This is a genomic window from Microcoleus vaginatus PCC 9802 (assembly GCA_022701275.1).
GTDB lineage: Bacteria > Cyanobacteriota > Cyanobacteriia > Cyanobacteriales > Microcoleaceae > Microcoleus > Microcoleus vaginatus_A.
This window is the reverse complement of sequence record CP031740.1, coordinates 4,098,284-4,117,104: the sequence shown is the minus strand read 5'-3', so window position 1 is coordinate 4,117,104 and position 18,821 is coordinate 4,098,284. Positions and strand designations below refer to the sequence as shown.

Genomic DNA, 18,821 nt, shown 5'->3' with positions numbered 1-18,821 from the left:
GATGATTAAATTGCACAAATGGCAGCGGATACTGGCTTTAATAGTTGTTTTTGCGATCGCCCTTACCTCCTCCCCCATATTATCCCCGCGTCTGTTAGCTCAAACCCGCCTCCAAACCCCAACAACTGAATTGCGCGGCGTCTGGCTGACGAACATTGACAGCGAGGTTATGTTCTCCCGCAACAACATCATTGACGCTGTAAATCGACTCGATCAACTCAATTTTAATACCATCTATCCCACTGTTTGGCAAGGAGGCTATACGCTTTATCCGAGCGCTGCAGCCCAACGAGTATTCGGACAGTCGATCGACCCATCGCCCGGATTGAAAGACCGAGACATCCTCAAAGAAATTATAGCCCAATCCCGCCAAAAAGGTATAGCAGTAATCCCCTGGTTTGAGTTTGGTTTCATGGCTCCCGCCGAATCGGAATTAGCCACACTTCACCCCGACTGGCTGGCGCACCGACGCGACGGTTCAACTATTTGGAAAGAAGGCAAACACGATCGAGTTTGGTTGAATCCTTTTCATCCCGAAGTCCAGCAATTTATCTTAGATTTAATCCTAGAAATTGTCGATAATTATGATATAGATGGCATTCAATTTGACGACCATTTTGGCTTGCCAGTAGAATTTGGTTACGAGCCCTTAACAGTGTTAATGTATCAAGAACAAATCAAAAGCCCTCCCTCCGACGACCCCCGCGAAACCTTCTGGGTGCGCTGGCGCGCGGACAAAATCAATGACTTCATGGGGCGAGTTTCCCGCGCCATCAAATCCCGCAAAGAAAAATGTATTGTCAGCTTATCTCCGAACCCTTTTCACTTTTCTTTACCCGCCCACTTGCAGGACTGGTTTACCTGGGAAAGACGCGGCTACATCCAAGAAATTGTGTTGCAGGTTTATCGCAGCGATATCAAGCGTTTTAGTGCCGAACTGGAACGGGAAGAAGTTAAACTGGCTAAACTTAACATTCCAACTGCAATCGGCATTTTAACTGGTCTTAAAAATAATTCTGTACCCCTTAAGCAAATTCAAGAACAAGTGCAAGAAGTGCGAAAAAGAAATTTCGCTGGCGTGTCGTTCTTTTTCTACGAAAGTTTATCGAATTGGGCGAGGGAAACCCCCGAACAGCGCAATTCGGCATTGCAAGAGTTCTTTCCCACAAAGATGCAGCGCCCGCCATCCGAAGCCAGAATTTGAAACCTACGGTTAAAATGAGAAAAACCATACAGCGCTTAGGAATTGTCATCTTATTTTTGACCGCTTTCCTAACAATTGGCTATCTCACTCCCAGAAAGTGGGGAAATTACTCGCAAGCAGATTGCATAATCTCTCTATACATTTCCAATCAAGGCATCCACACCGAAATCATTGTTCCAGTTAAAAATGAATATTTTGACGGGAATCAATTTTTACCGCTAACAGAAATAGGGCGGGATGCAACTTCTGATTATAAATATCTATCTTTTGGCTGGGGAGATAGAGCTTTTATGCTGGAAACTTCTACCTCAGCAATCATCAACCCAGTTACAGCTTTCAAGGCCCTATTTCTCCCTACTCCGTCTACCCTACACGTTCAAGGTTATCGGCTTCCTCCCGAAAATATTGAAACCAAATGTGTGAAAATTAGTGGAGCGAAGTATCTGAAGATGGTAAATTTTATTAAAACTTCATTCCTATTAGACGCACCAGGTAAGAAAATTAAAATTAGCTACGGCTACGACAACAGCGATAGTTTTTATGAAGCAAAAGGCAGTTACTCTATTTTGAGAACTTGCAACGACTGGACAGCCGAAGCTTTGCAAAAAGCTGCTGTCAATACTCCTTTATGGTCTACGCTTTCTTCTGCGATTATGTTTCATTTAAATAGCGGTTGCGAATGTCAAAAATAAATGTAATGGGTAATACCATTTTAGATTTTATATTTGAGATATAACGATGGGGAAGGACTGATTATGTATGGGTTTGGAGCTTGCCTAAAGTTGCATTCTTTTTTTTAACTGGTATAATTAGCAATTTGAGCAAAAATCATGAATGTAATTCCAGCGATCGACTTATTGGATGGAAAATGCGTCAGATTGTATCAGGGAGACTACGCGAAGTCTCAAACTTTTAACGACAACCCCGTCGCAGTCGCCAGACAGTGGGTAAATGAAGGCGCAACCATGCTGCATTTAGTAGACCTCGACGGCGCCAAAGCAGGTCATCCAGTCAACCAAGCAGCCATTGAAGCGATCGTCCGATCAGTAGACGTTCCCTGTCAAGTAGGTGGGGGAATGCGCGATCGCGCTTCTGTTGCTGCTATCCTCAATTTAGGCGTCCGGCGCGTCATTCTCGGCACGGTCGCCGTCGAACAACCGCAATTAGTCGGCGAATTGTGCGCCGAATTTCCCGGCCGAATTCTGGTGGGAATAGATGCCAGAAATGGTAAAGTTGCGACTAGAGGCTGGCTAGAAACTTCGGAAGTTTTAGCAACAGAATTGGCGCAAAAAATGGCAGAGTTAGGGGCTGCTGAAATTATTTACACCGACATTCACCGCGACGGTACTATGGAAGGGCCGAATTTGGAATCTTTGCGCGAAATTGCTAACGCTATTTCGATTCCGGTGATTGCTTCCGGTGGCGTTAGTTCGATCGCAGATTTGTTAAGTTTGCTGGCTTTGGAACCAATTGGTGTCAAAAGTGCGATCGTCGGTAGGGCAATTTATACCGGCGATATCTTGCTAAAAGAAGCAATTCAAGCAGTCGGACAAGGGCGGTGGCAGGATGTACCGCCAGATTTGGGTTCTTCAAGCTTTGCTTGATAGTCATGTCGAGTTAACTGGCTACCCAATATGTAACAGTTATCAATTTTCCGACTCACAGTCAACCGTCAACAGTCAACCGTCAACAGTCAGCGTAGAATCGTCTTTCTTACCATCATCGTACCCATGTTTTTGAACCATACAATTACAGCTTTAAGTTCTGGGATGGCATCCCTAGTTGCTCCCATACCTTTGTTAGCAACAGTCGAGGCAGAAAATTCGCCGATCGTTATGAGCGGAGTTTTGCTCAGTTTGGTAGTGATTTATGTCGCCAGTAAAATCGGCGCAGAAGTGGCTCTAAAGTTTGATTTTCCGCCGGTTTTGGGTGAACTTGTAGCAGGGGTGATTATCGGGATATCTGCTTTACACTTGATCGTTTTTCCCGGAAGCGAGCTGTCAGCATCCAACTCAGGGATTATGACAGTTCTGCAATCGATCAATCATCTCTCTCCTGCCGCCCTCACCAGTGTCTTTGAATCGCAGAGTGAAGTCATTTCAGTGCTAGCTGAATTAGGCGTGATTATTCTGCTGTTTGAAATTGGCTTAGAGTCGGATCTCAAACAACTCAAGCAAGTCGGAATTCAAGCTACCGTTGTCGCCTGCGTAGGTGTGGCAGTTCCCTTTGCCGCTGGTACTGCGGGCTTGATGATAATTTTCCACACGGCGGCAATTCCAGCAATTTTTGCGGGGGCAGCTTTGACGGCAACCAGCATTGGAATTACATCTAAAGTGTTGTCTGATTTAGGACAACTGAACTCTAAAGAAGGTCAAATTATTGTCGGTGCGGCGGTGATTGATGATGTGTTGGGAATTATTGTCCTGGCTGTTGTCGCCAGTTTAGCCAAAACCGGTGAGATTGATGTTGTTAATGTCATCTATTTGATTGTCAGTGCAACTGTTTTTCTGCTAGGTTCGATTCTGTTGGGGGGTGTCTTCGACAAAACCTTCTCGGCGGTGGTGGGTCAACTCAAAACTCGCGGCAATATTATCATCCCGGCATTTATTTTTGCCTACTTCATGGCTTTTCTGGGCAATGCAATTCATCTCGAAGCAATTTTGGGTGCGTTTGCGGCTGGTTTGGTGTTGGATGAAAGCGATGCCCGCCAGGAGTTGGATGAACTGGTGAAACCCATCGCCGATTTATTTGTACCCATCTTCTTTGTAACGGTAGGGGCACGGGCGGATTTGGGGGTTTTGAACCCAACAGTGCCGGATAATCGGGCGGGACTTTTGATTGCCGTATTTTTGATTGTGGTTGCTATTTTGGGCAAGATCGTAACAGGTTGGGTGGTGTTTGGTCAGCCTGGAATTAATCGATTGGCGATCGGAGTGGGGATGATTCCTCGGGGCGAAGTCGGGTTAGTGTTTGCCGGCATCGGTTCCGCGAGTGGGGTTTTGGATAAACCGTTAGAAGTCTCGATTATTATCATGGTCATTCTGACGACTTTTTTGGCTCCGCCTTTTCTGCGGATTGCCTTTGGCGATACCGTAGAGCCTCCTGCTAGTGGGGAACTTTCTAGCGAGAAAATCGTTTGATATCATTTCCGGTTACACCGGAATGATCTTGACGGTTGACGGTTGACTGTTGACTGTTCACTGTCAACAGTCAACCGTCAACAGTGAACTCGAATTTACTATTCCGATGCTAACGGATTTGATATGATTGAGGGAATTTGAGTCGGGGCGATCGACTGATTTAGAAACAAATGTCGATCGTCCAAATTTATATAGCCGTAATAATAATTCCTAAGTTGTTAGAAGCGGCTACAACTTGACTTTCAACTGATAACAATTGTCAGCGAGTTTAATCAGTTCGCCCAGGCCCCAGGTACCCCGATCGTTCAAAAATTCCGCTAGTTGATTCGGGATGGCTTCTAGGCCCAGAAACGCCCCGCTGATGGCACAAGCCATTGCTGCGGTGGTATCCACATCGCCACCGACGGCGATGCTAGTGCAGAGAGTTTCCCAGTAATCTTGAGGCGTTCTCAAAAACGCATATAAACTCCACAAGACGCTACCAACTACAAAAGGCGAGATTCCTTGCCAAGAGTCCTGGTAGTTTAACGGGAGTCCAGCTCGAGAAATCAACTCTACGGCTGACTCTGGAGGCAATTTGACCCAATCAATCAAATCTTTGAGCAAAGCAGCAAAGGAAGAATCAACTTCTCCTACCCATTCGCTCAGTTGACCGAGAAATGGCTCAGTTTCAATCATCATGTTAGATTGAAGGGCGATCGCCACAGCCCCGGCGATCGCCACAGCCCCGGCAGAACACCGCGAATCTTGATGGGTGATGCGCCCTTGATCGCAAGCAGCTTGTACAAGCTGGGACGGGTCATCGTAGAATATTAAGCCGATCGGTCCAGCCCTCATAGCACTGCCATTACCAGCATTGGGAGCAGGAGTACCAGCTTCTTGCCAAGCAACGCCCCGTATCAGGCGGTTTGCAGCTTCTTCTGTCGCTCGACCCCGCCCGACAATGCGCTGTTGAGCGAAAATGTCAGCAATACGGGTGGCGTAGTCGCTGGGGTCGAATTCGCCACAAGCGAGGTAGCTTTGGAGGAGTTCGCGGGCGAGTTGGGAGTCGTCGGTGTATTGACCAAAAGGAAAGCCGAAGCGATCGCGATCTTTGATTTTTTTGAGTCTAACTTGGGAGCGGACAAAGTTTTGGCAAACTTCCGGAGAATAGCCTTCTACTCTACAGCCTATAGCGTCGCCGAGACACTGACCGATCAGACAACCTCTAAATTGTTCCAGACGCGGGACTGTCATTTATCTAGCTTTAAGTAGGTTGATCTAATCTTATGTTAAATCCCCGACTTCTTAAAGCCTGCGGAGAGTTGGAGACTGCCCATTTGTGTCAACTTAAGACTAAAATCATCTGTAATTATGAATAAAAAATTTAATATCTTCCTCGGTCTCTCTCTCCCAGATGACAGAACATGAGTCCCAAAATAACCCATAGTAATATCAGCCATAAAAAATGTCAAGATCGGTGGATTTTGGCGTGGATAATTGACTGTTTTTGAGTCAGGAGATTAGAGTCAGCATATATATTTGTTTTTAAGCGAGCGCTCAAGATTTTATCAGACAAGCGATCGCTTTTACTTTTGAGAAAGGGATGGGAGAATGAAACTCCAAGCGAACTCGCCCCTAATCCTTGTTTTGAGGGTTTGAGGAGCCGTTCGCTACAATCGCCTGGTTAGGTGTGCGATCGCGCGCTGCGGGCACTCACTACTTGTCTACCTCCTTTTTTTCTGGAATTTGAGCTGACCACTTTTCTTTTATTTACACACATCATTCAGATGCGCTCTAGCAGTTTCCCAGCTACTTAATAAACGCTATATATAAAGGAATGCGATCGCAGTTATTTACCCACGAGTGCTACAGCACCGCTTTGCAATACAGGAATTTCAATTCGGAACTCTGTTCCTTGATGGGGTTGAGAGAAGCACTCGATGGAGCCACCGTGCTTATCAACTACAATTTGATAGCTGATGGATAGCCCTAATCCAGTTCCTTTACCAGTTGGTTTTGTGGTGAAGAAGGGATTAAACACCTGTTGTCTAACAGTTTCCGTCATCCCCGATCCATTGTCTTGAAATTGAATCACCACGTTCTTAGAAGAACCTGGCTCAGTTTCTTTTGTGACTAGCTTAGTCCGAATAGTGATACAACTGGGATTCTTTTGGATGTCTTTTAGAGAACGCTGATTGTCGTAGTTTTCTAAAGCATCAATCGCATTTGCCAGAATATTCATAAAGACTTGGTTCAACTGTCCGGCATAGCACTCTACTAGCGGTAACTCACCGTACTCTTTAACAATTTCAATAGCAGGATGCTCCGGTTTTGCCTTCAGTCGATTTTGCAAAATCATCAATGTGCTGTCAATTCCCTCGTGGATATCAACAGGCTTCTTTTCTGCCTCATCCAGCCGCGAGAAGTTTCGTAGCGACAGGACAATTTGACGAATGCGATCGGCTCCTACCTTCATTGAAGTCAGCATTTTGGGCAAATCTTCACTAATGAAGTCCAACTCGAACTCTTCAATTTTTTCCTGAATGTGGGCATTAGTTGGATAGGTTTGCTGGTAAAGTTGAATCAACTTTAGTAAATTTTGCGTGTAGTCGGCAGTATGGCTCAGGTTGCCATAGATAAAGTTGACTGGATTATTAATTTCGTGAGCAACACCAGCAACCAGTTGCCCCAAACCTGACATTTTCTCTGCCTGAATAAGCTGTGCCTGAGTTTGCTGTAAGGTTTTGAGTGCAACCTCAGCTTCCTCTTTTGCTTGCCTTAACGCAGCTTCGGCTTGCGTGCGCTCAGTAATATCCAGTGTCAAGGAAGCAACTCCAACAATCTTTCCAGCATCCCCTACTAAAGGCGTATTGAACCATTCGCAAATAATGGTTTTGCCGTCTTTCGTAATATTTTCGTTGACGCTGTAGCGTCCTCTGGTATCAATCAACAGCTCGTTCAGAACTTGATCGACTACCTTTCTGGCAGACGCAGGCACAATTAATTCTGCGGCATGGTGTCCGATCGCCTCTGTAGCCGTGTAACCAAAAATCTGCTCTGCCGCTGGATTCCAAGCAGTGACTTGAAAGTTTAAATCCCATTCCACAACTGCCAGTGCACTTTGGCGGAATAGAAAAGATAGCCGCTGTTCCGACGCTTTGAGTTCCTCTTCTGCCTGTTTCCGTTCAGTAATGTCAATCCCTGTTTTGATGATGTACTCAATTTCACCTTCATTATCCAGTAAAGCAGTATCTGACCAGGCAATCAGTCTGAGTTGTTGATCTTTGCTCACCCAACTGCCTTCATACTGCTGGGGAAAATTACCAGATTGTAAAGACTCAAAAGTAGTTTTGGCTTGTCGAGCTAAGTCTGAGTTCGGGAACAATTCCCAAATGTAGCGCCCTTTGACTTCACTAAATGAGTAATGAGTCATTTGTTCGCAAGCTCGGTTAAAGCGAACGATTTGTCCCTGCGGGTCGAGCACAACTACCAGCGCACCTGCAATTTCAAGAATGGCTGAAACAAAATTCCGTTCCACTTCAACTGCTGTAATCAGTTCCTCTAACTGGGTTGCCATATTGTTAAAGGCGATCGCCAATGTCCCCAGTTCGTTGTGGCTATCAATGTTGACCCGCGTCTCTAATTGCCCCGCACTGAGTTCAGTAGCTGCCGTGGTTAAGCGCTGGAGTGGCACCACAATTTGCCGAATAAATAGAAAGCCTATGCCAACAGCGACGATCGTCACCACCGCCAATGAGCCTCCCATAACTGAGAGCATTTGGTAAACGGGAGCATAGGCCTCAGCCGTTGGCAGTTCTACAACCACATTCCAATTCACGCTCCGAACTAAGGCACTGGCTCCCAATACTTCTACCTGCTTTAGACCTTGATAAACGTTAAGGCGCTTAGTATTTCCGGATGCTTTCAAGAATTGAAAGAAAGGGCGCTTAGAAATATCTTGAAGTTGAAATGTTTCTGGCTTACTACCCTTTTGAGCAATGAGAAAATTACGCTCATCGACTACATAAAGATAACCCGTCTTGCCAACCTCGATTTGGGAAACAACAAACCAGAGAAAGTTGAGATTTATCTCTGCTAATAGCACCCCATCCACCTCATCTCGCTCATTCCGAATCGGAACCGCCAGAATGGTGGTTGGTTGGTGAGTTTTAGGATTAATTTCTACAGGACTGACATAATCTTCCTGTTGTTTGAAGGCACGAATAAACAGTGGCGAATGGGCTGGATTTTCTAACTTGAGCGGTTCGTAAGGTGAAACTGACGCGACAACTTGTCCATTCCCGTTCAAAATGGCAACGGCTTCATAAGCATCATTATGACGAATCAACCCTTCCAAGAAACTCTGCTGCACTTGAGGTTGAAAGTTTGTGATTCCTTTGACCCTAGCTAAATAGCTCAGTTTTCGTTTCAAGTCATCTAGATAATTATCAATCTGCCCTGCTGCTGTCTGACTACGCTCTTGTTGGAGCGATCGCGATTGCTGGATCTGCGCCTGAAAGCTGAGGTAGATCAGCAAGCCACCTGTGGGCAGCAAGCTCAGAAGAACCAAAAATATCAAACCATACCGGAGCTGATTTGCAATAGAAAAGAAGCGTTGCCAAGGATGAGAACGAGAGCTTCTGGCGATCGGCAGAATGCGCTCGTTGCGTTGATTTTGCATCGGACTTAGGATCAATATTGGTAAATCAATTAATCGGTGCACTAAGGAGAAACATCGATTTTGCCAGTCGTCACAGCTTCTCGGATAATCTTGAAAGTGTCCTCTTCCTGAGACGTGAGACTACCACGGAAAGGGGCAAAGTCGTAGATTTTTTCCTTGAGCCCAAACTTGTAAAGTTTTCCTTCCCAGCGACCTTGCTGGGTTAACACTGCCACATTTAGCACCAGATTGGGAATGTCCTGCAGAACGCTAGTTAGGACTTTGCCGGGAGCCACTTCGTACTGATCCTTTGTCCTACCAATCACCAAGACTCCTGGCTTTTGCGAAACGGCTTTTAGCGCGGCTAACCCTGCCTCACCCGCGTTGAATGCCAAAACATCTACTCCAGAAGCAACCATATCCGTTGCCACTTGGATGGCTTTTTCCGTATCAACCCAAGAGTTGAGAAAAGCCGTCGAGGCTTGAACAGAGGGATTCGTTGCCTTCACTCCCCGCCTAAACAAGGCTTCTTCTTCTTTGTAAACCGGATAAGGTTCGCCCACAATATAGCCAACTTTATTGCTTTTGGTCTTCATGGCAGCCAAAGCGCCTGCGAGGTACCCCACCTCACCCGATCGAAAGGCAACAGCCCCCAAATTTCTGTTATTCCCTGGATGCGTTGTAATCAGGGCAAATTTCGTGCGCGGAAATTCTTTAGCGACCTTTTCGGCAGCTTTGGAATAGGCACCACTGGCTGCAATTACCAGGTCATAGCCTGACTGGGCATATTTGCGTATAGTAGGTTCACTATTTTCACCGTCCATACTGTCAGTAATGTCTATCTCAGCATTAAATTTATTTTTGATTAGATTCAATCCTTCAAAGCAAGCTTGATCCCAACTTTGGTTGTCTTTTGAGCCTGTGGTGAGCATTGCCACTCTAAAGGTGCTAGAGGTCCTTGCTTCCGGGGAAGAGTTTAGGTTCGGAGTTGATCGACTGCAACTGATCGCAAAAACCAGAGCTAGAGCCGCCAGAGTCATTTGTTTCAAGAGAGATTGAATTCGCATAATAGCTTTTCGCAGCAATATTACTTTTTCTACGCCGATAAATTTGTTGAAGGGTATCTCAACAATCTTCACCACTCTTACTCTCGCTCGCATTTAATGACTCTGACAGATTCAGCCTACCACAGCTTTGGAATAGGCACCACTGGCTGCACTTACCAGGTCATAGCCTGACTGGGCATATTTGCGTATGGTAGGTTCACTATTTTCACCGTCAATACTGTCAGTAATGTCTACTTCAGCATTAAATTTATTTTTGATTAGATTCAATGATAAATTTGTTGAAGGGTATCTCAACAATCTTCACCACTCTTACTCTCGCTCGCATTTAATGACTCTGACAGATTCAGCGTACCACTCCTTTAAGCTTAAAAAAGCTTAAAAACAAGTAAGGACACGGCACTGCCGTGTCCTTACAACTCTAACCTGCAATTAACCGAATTCGCGATTACTTAACAAACAGCATTTCTTGATAAGTAGGTAGCGGCCACAAATCATCAGCCACTTCACCTTCCAGAGCATCCGCATACTGGCGAACCTCATCCATCAAAGGACGAATTGTTTGCGAAGCATACTGCATATGGTCTTCTGTCGAAGCAAAATCGTGCTTGCTCAAAGCATCACTCAATTTGCTCGCAGTATCCATCATAGACTTAACCAGCACCGCTACTTTTTCGGCACTTTCCTTTTCCAGTTCAATCCCAATCTCTTTCAATTTAGAAATAGTGCCGGAAAGTTCACCTAAATACCTCACCGCTGCAGGGTAAATAATGGTTTTTGCCATGCTTATTACCAGTTTTGCTTCGACTTCAATTGCTAGCAAATACTGCTCTGCATAAACATCGTAACGGCTTTCTAATTCCACGGGAGTCAGAACACCTGTCTTTTCAAACAAGTCTTCAATGTATCCTTCCTTCAACACGGGCAAAGCATCGGCAGTAGTCCGCAAGTTAGCTAAACCCCGTTCCTCAACGGCCATTTTGTGCCATTCTTCCGAATAGCCGTTGCCGCCAAATACAACCGCACCGTGCTCGTCCATCACTTCTTTGAGAATTGTTTGGATGGCAGCATTCAGTTCAGTTCCGTTAGCCAAATCGCTTTCTAATTTGTTAGCAATCCAGTCCAAAGAATCTGCAAGAATTGTATTCATCGCCACCAGCGGCCCGGAAACAGACTGACCGGAACCTACTGCACGGAATTCAAATCGGTTTCCAGTAAAGGCAAAGGGCGAAGTCCGGTTTCTGTCCCCAGCATCCTTCATGAAAGTAGGCAGTGTTTCTACACCTAAGTTCATAATTCCCCGACCTTGAGAGTCCTTAATTTCTCCCCGGCTAATTTGCCCGAAGATATCTTCTAATTGCGAACCCAAATAGACAGAGATAATTGCTGGCGGAGCCTCATTTGCACCCAATCGGTGGTCGTTGCTGGCAGTCGCCACTACGGCGCGCAACAGCGGGCCGTATTTGTGAACTCCGCGAATCACAGCGCCGCAGAATACTAGAAATTGTATGTTCGAGTGCGGTGTATCGCCGGGGTCTAATAAGTTTCCTTGGGTGGCATTGCCGACCGACCAGTTGACGTGTTTGCCAGAACCGTTAATGCCGGCGAAAGGCTTCTCGTGCAGCAAACACATAAAACCATGTTTCTTCGCAGTATTGCGGAGAATTGTCATGGTTAATTGTTGGTGGTCGCTAGCCACGTTTGCAGCTTCAAAAACTGGTGCAATTTCAAACTGACCGGGAGCTACTTCGTTGTGGCGGGTTTTGGCAGGAATTCCCAGCCGGTACATTCTTTCTTCTACTTCCTGCATGAAGACTTGAACGCGCTCTGGAATCGCTCCAAAATAGTGGTCGTCAAATTGCTGACCTTTGGCAGGAGGTTTGCCGAAAAGGGTGCGACCTGCTAGCAGTAAATCGGGGCGGCTGGTGGTGAAATTGGAATCTACCAGGAAGTATTCTTGTTCGGGACCGCAACTGGAATTTACCGGAGCAACTTCGGTATTTCCTAATAGCTTTAACACTCGGGTTGCTGCTTTGTTCATTGCGGCAATGGAACGCAAAAGCGGCGTTTTTTTGTCTAAGGCTTCACCTGTCCAGGAGATGAAAACAGTGGGAATGCACAAGGTCATGCCGTTGTCTGTTTCCATGACATAAGCAGGGCTGGTGACATCCCAGGCTGTGTATCCGCGAGCGGCCGCAGTGGAGCGAATGCCGCCGTTGGGGAATGAGGAGCCATCGGGTTCGCCTTGTACGAGAACTTTGCCGGCAAATTCTGAGATGACTGAGCCGTCGCCTTGCACTGAGATGAAACCGTCGTGCTTTTCGGCGGTGCTGTTGGTGAGCGGGTAAAATACGTGGGCGTAGTACAGCGCTCCTTTGGAAATAGCCCAATCTTTCATTGCTGCTGCAACTACGTCAGCTACGGAAGCATCGAGTTTTTGGCCGGTTTGAATGGTGTTTTTTACTGATTTGAAAATACTTTTGGGCAGACTTTCTTGCATCTTGCTCAGACTATAAACGTCTGTTGCCCACATATCTTCGAGCCGCTTGGGAGACCGACCAGGCATCAGTTTGCGGTTGACGATTTGAGAAATTGCTTGAACGCGCGATTCGTTTACACTCATGGTTATTTTTATTGGGATTGGGGGACGAGTATTTGTGAAAAAATAGATGTTAGCAAAAGTTTAACGATTGACAAATATGTTGGATTTACCCAACGTTTTTAGTCAAAGCTAACTTTGGGCAGAATGCCTTTTTTGGCACGATCTAAAAGATTGGATGAGCGAGGCCCTATCACTTCGCCCATCTGGCGTGACAATCCAGTGTGAGATGCGGTTGGATTTTGGTTATTAGCAGCAATAAAATAGATGACAAGAGCCTGTACTAACTTGAGTCAACATGATAGATGTCTGCGCTGCACAGATTTAGTAACTAATCTTCACCCTGGTCAGCTCAAAAATTTTGTGCGAATCAATTCCGATGAATTCAGGTCAAAACTACTTATGGTTTTTAACGGTTCGACGATCGATAAATCGCAGTCCAGCAAACAACGCACTCGTTTAGGGGTTTTGGAGAATTATGGAGAGTACACCATCTACACTTGGAAAGTTTAAACAATCATTAACCAAATAAATGTATCCTAAGCTACAGATTTTTATGTTTTTTTCAGAAAGGTCGATCGCACCGATCGCACACAACCGCAGGATTTCAGTGTAACAGGACGCGGGGCGCTGAAACTGAGGGGCGATCGTACATTTACAGGACTTACCCAGGGATACTATATATAGTGTGCCAAGAAAGGGATCTCGCTTTGACGTTGCTGAATTTGGGTATGAAATTTGTAGGGGCAATCCCCCCGTGGTGGCCGCACCGTTGGCGGGGTCAGCTTTTATTCTGCCGCAACACAAAATTTTCCCAGCACAGTAATGGGGATTTCTATGAATTTAAAATTAAGAGATTTAGAGCAATAGTTCAGACAGTTTTAGACGCCGTTTAGTGAGAAGAAATGAGTAAAGTTTAAACTTTTATTTAACTCGTTGGTAATCCGAAGACTTCAGAGCATGAGCCAAAAAGCGTTCTGTGTAGTACAAAGCTAATTGATTGCTCGGGCCATTAAAAACTGCATCAAAGGCGTGTTCAGCCCACGGAATTTCGAGCAAAATAGCCCGATCGCCCGTGGCTCGAAATCGTTCGTAGAGCGATCGACCAAACTTAGCCTGAACGATATGGTCGCGACCTGCATAAACCAGTAGAGAAGGGGGAAGATTCGGTTTAATATAATTTATGGGAGAAGCCCGACGGTAAAGCTCGTTGAGTTGGTCTGGCGTTCCTCCCAGAAAAGCACGCAAGACGGCTCGAACATTTATAGCATCAGGAAAAGGTGGGTCATTGTATCCCCGAAGCAGGTCATTTGGCCCGTAATAGTTCACCACCGCTCGAACTGGAAGCACACTAGAATTATAAGCAGTTAGCATTGCTAAATGGGCACCTGCAGACCTTCCCATCAGAGCAACGCGATCGAGATCGATTTCCCAATCACCAGCATGAGTTTTGATATAGGAAAGAGCGGCTTGTACGTCCTCAAGCTGAGCAGGAAATCGATACTTGGGAGCGTGGCGGTAAGCAATTGCAACAACACAATAGCCTTGGGCTGCCATATAGCGGCTGAATTCCTCATTGGAATCGGGATTGCCTCTTTGCCAAGCTCCCCCGTAGAGGGTGATAATCGCCGGATATTTGCCAATTTGCATCGGCCGATAAAGGTTTAGTTGCAGTGAAACTCCGTCAGGGTTGGCAAATCCAATAGCCCGATCGATCCTAACGTCTCTAATCGGAATTCCTCGGAACGCATCTGCGAGGATAAACGGTTGAGGGCGTAGCTGCGCGCGATCGGCTTGAGGAACGGCTGCTAAATAGCTTTCCCCTAAAACTGCTTGCATTTGGGTAGCTATGGCTGCATTGGCTGCGGGAAACTGAATCAGGGGTAGCAGGCCCAGGATTAGGGCAAACAGGTTACAAATCAGTAAAAAAATGTAGACTTTACCTTGATGCCGTCTGAGCAGGTTCAGCAGAAGGGCGATCGTATTGATACCGACCAACCAAGGACTGATTTCTGGTGCTCCCACCGCCAAAGGGTACAGGAACATCGTGGGTGCTGGTACGATTACCCAGAGACTGAGAAATAGCCCGATCGCACTCAGGAACCAAGGGATAAATTGCGAGACTAAGAACGCTGCTAATAAGGGTAATTTTTTGCGGTTCTTCTTGTGGATCATCGGATTTTCGCAGCCTAATTTTTAATTAGTTTAAATTAATCTGGCCGTTTTATTGGTGAGTCGATCGCCTCTGGCATTTTACCTAACCAGCAGCTTCATTGACTCCGACATCCTACGTCGGTCGAAAATGCTTTGTATCGTTGTATTTTCATCTTTGGGGTTGTTCGCTGTTTGTGGGAATCTTAAGCTGAGCTTGTCCCGCTAAACTAGGTGTATGGGCTGTTACTCATCAAAAGTTTGGCTATTATTCCGATTTTGGTAGTTAGACAGAGACAGCACTTAGGCACGGGTGTGGAGAAACCGGGTTTTTTACAGATTATTAAAATTTATGGAAACCTCAAATCGGGACGCAATTAAATTGTAGACCAAGTGTATTTCTCAGGTAAAATCGAGTCTAATCCTTTAATTGCTGAGGCATAGTCTCATGCCCATTCCTAAACTCAGTGAAACAACGATCGAGCATCACACCTCTGCCCAATCCCTCAAGCGGGGTGAAGCTTACTATTTAGCTGGCAATGTTATTAGGGCAGTCCGGCGTGGCAATATGGTGCAAGCAGTAGTGGAGGGTTCCGAAGTAGAACCCTACCGTGTTACCCTGCCCTTTGATGATGCTGGATTAGCATCTACATTATTCTGCACCTGTCCTTACGATAACGGTGGGTGGTGTAAACACATTGTTGCGACGTTGTTATTGTGTCTGCGGCAACCAGAAATAATTGAGCAGGGTCCGACACTGGAACAATTGCTCGATCGCCTCAACGATGTACAAACCCAGCAATTAATACAGCATTTAGTAAAAAAAGAACCATCACTCATTGATGCGATCGAACGATACATTAACTTAAGTGCTATTCCTGCACCTTCAAACCAACCTACCAAAGCACCCCGCCACACCTCCATCGATCCTGCTCCCTTTCGGCACCAAGTACGACGAATTTTGCGAGAGGCTGTTCGTTATTTCGAGGATGGATGGGAGGAAGAAGACCCAATTTCAGAAGAACTTTTAGATGTAATTCAGCGAGCCCAGGAATTCAGCGAACAGGGGGATGGCAACAACGCTTTAGTAATTTTAGAAGCCATCACCACAGCCTGCGTTGAAGATTGGGATGATGTAGAAGAGTTTGGCGCTGAAAATTATGAGATAGCTAACGCTTTGAATGAAGCTTGGACAGAAGCCATTTTGACGGCTCAACTAACTGCTGAAGAAGAGATTGATCTCCAGGTGATGTTAGAAGCTTGGCAAGATGAATGGAATTGTGATTTCAGCATGAGCTTGGAAGCTTTACGCCAAGGTTGGGATGACCCCCTACTCCAACAGGTACTTGAAGGAAACATTACTGGGTCAGGAGTTTGGGCTGGTGACGCACCAGACTGTGCTCACGACTTAAGCTTAATTCGCTTGCAAATCCTCGATCGCCAGGAACGCGATCAAGAATACTTATACTTAGCCCAAGCAGAAGGTTGTACTCAACAATACTTGACGATGTTAACTCGTTTGGGGAGAGTAGAAGAAGCAGTGGAAGCTGCTGCTACCCAGATGCAATCAGCGGAAGATGCTTTGGCTCTCGTTCAAACTTTAAAGCAACAGGGAGCCTTAGAACAAGCTCTGAAAATTTGTCAAGCTGGGTTAAATTTGTCAGGTCATTGCCATTACCAACTGGCAACATCGATGAGTGAGCTTGCTGTTGAGTTGGGGGAAGACGAAGTTGCATTAAATGCTCGAATCCAGATATTTAAAATCCAACCGTCCTTTAGAGATTATAGTTTAGTGAAGGAGTTAGCAAAAGATAGTTGGTCAACTTTGAAAGCAGATTTGTTAGCCACTCTGAAAAGTAATGAAACTTGGAATTTCACTAACGCGAAGGTTGATATTTTTCTGGATGAGGGAATGATTGAAGATGCGATCGCCCTTGCTGATGGCTTGGGTTATTACGAATCAGCACTGATTCACCGAGTAATGGGGGCTGCTATCAGCCACAGCCCCGATTGGGTAATCGCCAATGCTTGTCGGCGTGCTGCATCGATTATGGATCAAGGGAAATCAAGCGAGTACACTCTTGCGATTAAGTGGTTGGAAAAAGCCCGCGCTGCCTATTTACACACGGGCCAAAATCTTCAGTGGTCTGCTTATCGTTCTCAACTGATGCAGGTACACAGTCGGAAGCGGAAGTTGATGGAAATGCTCAAAAGTCCCAATTTAGATTGAGCCTTAAGTTTACCGTAAACCCAAGTGAAAGCGACCCAACCCAGGAGCGAATAAACCTTACTTAATTTTTGCTTTCACGGCCCTAGATTCCACGGTGAATCCTGGAATATCTTGCAGTTCTGTTTGGCTCAAACTGTACTGTTCACAAACCAAACTCAAACGAGTTCCGGTACTTTTAACAGGGTTGACAGAGTGAGTCAAATCTCCTTGAAAATAGATCAGCGAGTTCGCTTGCGGCTTAATCTGCCCGACTTGCTGTTTGTTGCGCCGCAGTATCAACTCTCCCCCTTGCAAGTTCGGCGGTACTTGCACGTACAAAACGCTGACGGCTGTGGGAGGTTCAACAGTTTTGCAGTACGATCGCAAAGATCGATCGATATGCGGATCGACGCGGGAACCTTCACCCAGTAACAAAGGGTTGAGGTAAAAAGCATTGCATTCAGGCTGTAATGCTTGATCTAGATAGGGTTTGAACAAGGGAAACCGCCGTTCTACTTCGGCGATTTCCGCACGTTGAAACACCACGGAAAACCCTTTTGTGCCAATGAAATCGCGATTGAGGTTGTTGATTGCTAGATAAGGGGAGGCTAGAATTGCTCCTCGCAAGTCGTTGAGGTAGTCGATCGAGAAAGCGTTAGGATGTTGGCTATAGTATTTCAAGGCACTCAAAAATCATCAAAGTTTAAGGAAACAGCAGATAGAAATGCAGCAATCGCTCAGACTTGGGATTGCTTCGTTCCTGGCGGAGGATATCATAATGTTGATTTAAGTCCGCGTACTTAAATCAAAGGTTTTTCTTAACTGCGGGCGATCGCCCGGAAGTGTCGCAACCGACTAGCAACGGCAGAATATCAGTATACAGGCGATCGTTGTGGTGATTCGATTATATTTGCAATTCCATTATACATGATGCCGCTCAGCCGCCGATCGCCCATTTATTTTAACTGGTGGAATTGCAGGGGCGATCGCGGAAATTGCGATCGCATCCGGCCTCTGGTTTATCACTAATTTCTTGAGTTTGCTAGCTGGAAAACAGATGCGTGTTGGGCCTTTTTCGGAAGCATCTTGCTACAACAAGCAATCCGTGCATTAGGTCAAACTGCTGGCAGGGCGATCAACAATATCTAACTGGCGATAGAACGTTAATAAAGTTGACAAATAGAGGGTGGTCTAAAAAATACCACCAGTCGCAACAGTTACTAAGTAATTATTTCAGATTAAATTAATATTTTACCGATCGGAAAAAAGCAAAGCTGCCAGCTATAATTAAAGATTAAGTAAAGAAACAAGTCACTGAAACGATATGCCAACAACATTGTACGAAAAAATGGGTGGAGAGTCAGCCATTAAAGAGATGGTTGATGATTTTTACCGCGATGTTTTGGCTGACGAGATAGTGAGCCATTTCTTCGATCATACAGATATGGAAAAGCAGCGCCGCCATCAAACTGCTTTTATCTCTTATGCCCTTGGCGGCTCCCAGCAATACTCAGGCCGTTCAATGGAGAAAGCACACGCAGGTTTGAATTTACAGCCTGAACACTTTGATGCAATTGTGAAGCATTTGACCGATGCCATCATTGCCCACGGCGCGTCCCAAGAGGACCTTGATAAAGCGCTAGCTAAGATCGCTACTTTGAAAGATGCTGTTTTGTACAAGTAAAATGGAGTGAAGACAACAGGGTTTTTGCACCCACTAGAATAGTGATAAAAGTGGAGATTTCGTAATTGTGCAGCGAAAGCTCCACTTTGTTTTTTGCCGCATATAATGAACCCCGAAGAGGCGCAGGA

The 18,821-nt window shown here is 45.7% G+C and carries 12 protein-coding genes and 1 pseudogene; 6 read left to right on the top strand and 7 right to left on the bottom strand.

Annotated elements, in window-relative coordinates:
• Nucleotide 1: 1 nt before the first annotated feature.
• The 4 genes from D0A34_16710 (at nucleotide 2) to D0A34_16695 (ending at nucleotide 4,344) form a co-directional block, all read left to right on the top strand.
• A complete protein-coding gene (locus D0A34_16710) occupies nucleotides 2-1,204 on the top strand; it encodes a glycoside hydrolase family 10 protein (GenBank protein ID UNU20295.1) in 1,203 nt (400 codons plus the stop codon).
• A gap of 14 nt (nucleotides 1,205-1,218) precedes the next feature.
• Entirely contained in the window at nucleotides 1,219-1,896 is a 678-nt protein-coding gene (locus D0A34_16705; protein ID UNU20294.1) for a TIGR02117 family protein, read from the top strand.
• Nucleotides 1,897-2,034: 138 nt separating this feature from the next.
• A complete protein-coding gene (gene hisA, locus D0A34_16700) occupies nucleotides 2,035-2,808 on the top strand; it encodes a 1-(5-phosphoribosyl)-5-[(5-phosphoribosylamino)methylideneamino]imidazole-4-carboxamide isomerase (protein ID UNU20293.1) in 774 nt (257 codons plus the stop codon).
• A gap of 126 nt (nucleotides 2,809-2,934) precedes the next feature.
• A complete protein-coding gene (locus D0A34_16695) occupies nucleotides 2,935-4,344 on the top strand; it encodes a cation:proton antiporter (protein UNU20292.1) in 1,410 nt (469 codons plus the stop codon).
• Between the two features lie 228 nt (nucleotides 4,345-4,572).
• Here the strand turns inward: D0A34_16695 and D0A34_16690 are convergent, their stop codons facing one another.
• The 6 genes and pseudogenes from D0A34_16690 to D0A34_16665 form a co-directional block, all read right to left on the bottom strand.
• Nucleotides 4,573-5,580, bottom strand: a complete 1,008-nt coding sequence (locus D0A34_16690; GenBank protein ID UNU20291.1) for an ADP-ribosylglycohydrolase family protein — start codon at nucleotides 5,578-5,580, stop codon at nucleotides 4,573-4,575.
• A gap of 595 nt (nucleotides 5,581-6,175) precedes the next feature.
• Nucleotides 6,176-9,007 (bottom strand): PAS domain S-box protein, encoded by a 2,832-nt coding sequence (locus D0A34_16685; GenBank protein UNU22335.1) that lies wholly within the window; start codon nucleotides 9,005-9,007, stop codon nucleotides 6,176-6,178.
• Nucleotides 9,008-9,048: 41 nt separating this feature from the next.
• Complete coding sequence (locus D0A34_16680; protein UNU20290.1) at nucleotides 9,049-10,146, bottom strand: BMP family ABC transporter substrate-binding protein; 1,098 nt, start codon at nucleotides 10,144-10,146, stop codon at nucleotides 9,049-9,051.
• Between the two features lie 30 nt (nucleotides 10,147-10,176).
• Nucleotides 10,177-10,320 (bottom strand): annotated as a pseudogene (locus D0A34_16675) (BMP family ABC transporter substrate-binding protein).
• Nucleotides 10,321-10,498: 178 nt separating this feature from the next.
• Nucleotides 10,499-12,673, bottom strand: a complete 2,175-nt coding sequence (locus D0A34_16670) for a glutamine synthetase type III (protein UNU20289.1) — start codon at nucleotides 12,671-12,673, stop codon at nucleotides 10,499-10,501.
• 900 nt (nucleotides 12,674-13,573) lie between these two features.
• Complete coding sequence (locus tag D0A34_16665) at nucleotides 13,574-14,824, bottom strand: alpha/beta hydrolase (GenBank protein UNU20288.1); 1,251 nt, start codon at nucleotides 14,822-14,824, stop codon at nucleotides 13,574-13,576.
• Nucleotides 14,825-15,248: 424 nt separating this feature from the next.
• Between D0A34_16665 and D0A34_16660 the strand changes: the two genes are divergently transcribed.
• Nucleotides 15,249-17,030, top strand: a complete 1,782-nt coding sequence (locus D0A34_16660; protein ID UNU20287.1) for an SWIM zinc finger domain-containing protein — start codon at nucleotides 15,249-15,251, stop codon at nucleotides 17,028-17,030.
• Between the two features lie 57 nt (nucleotides 17,031-17,087).
• Here the strand turns inward: D0A34_16660 and D0A34_16655 are convergent, their stop codons facing one another.
• The gene (locus D0A34_16655; protein UNU20286.1) at nucleotides 17,088-17,699 is read right to left on the bottom strand and encodes a 2OG-Fe(II) oxygenase; all 612 of its coding nucleotides are present in this window, start codon (nucleotides 17,697-17,699) and stop codon (nucleotides 17,088-17,090) included.
• 634 nt (nucleotides 17,700-18,333) lie between these two features.
• On the opposite strand from D0A34_16655, the gene D0A34_16650 reads away from it, so the two are divergent.
• Complete coding sequence (locus D0A34_16650) at nucleotides 18,334-18,693, top strand: group 1 truncated hemoglobin (protein UNU20285.1); 360 nt, start codon at nucleotides 18,334-18,336, stop codon at nucleotides 18,691-18,693.
• Nucleotides 18,694-18,821 lie beyond the last annotated feature (128 nt).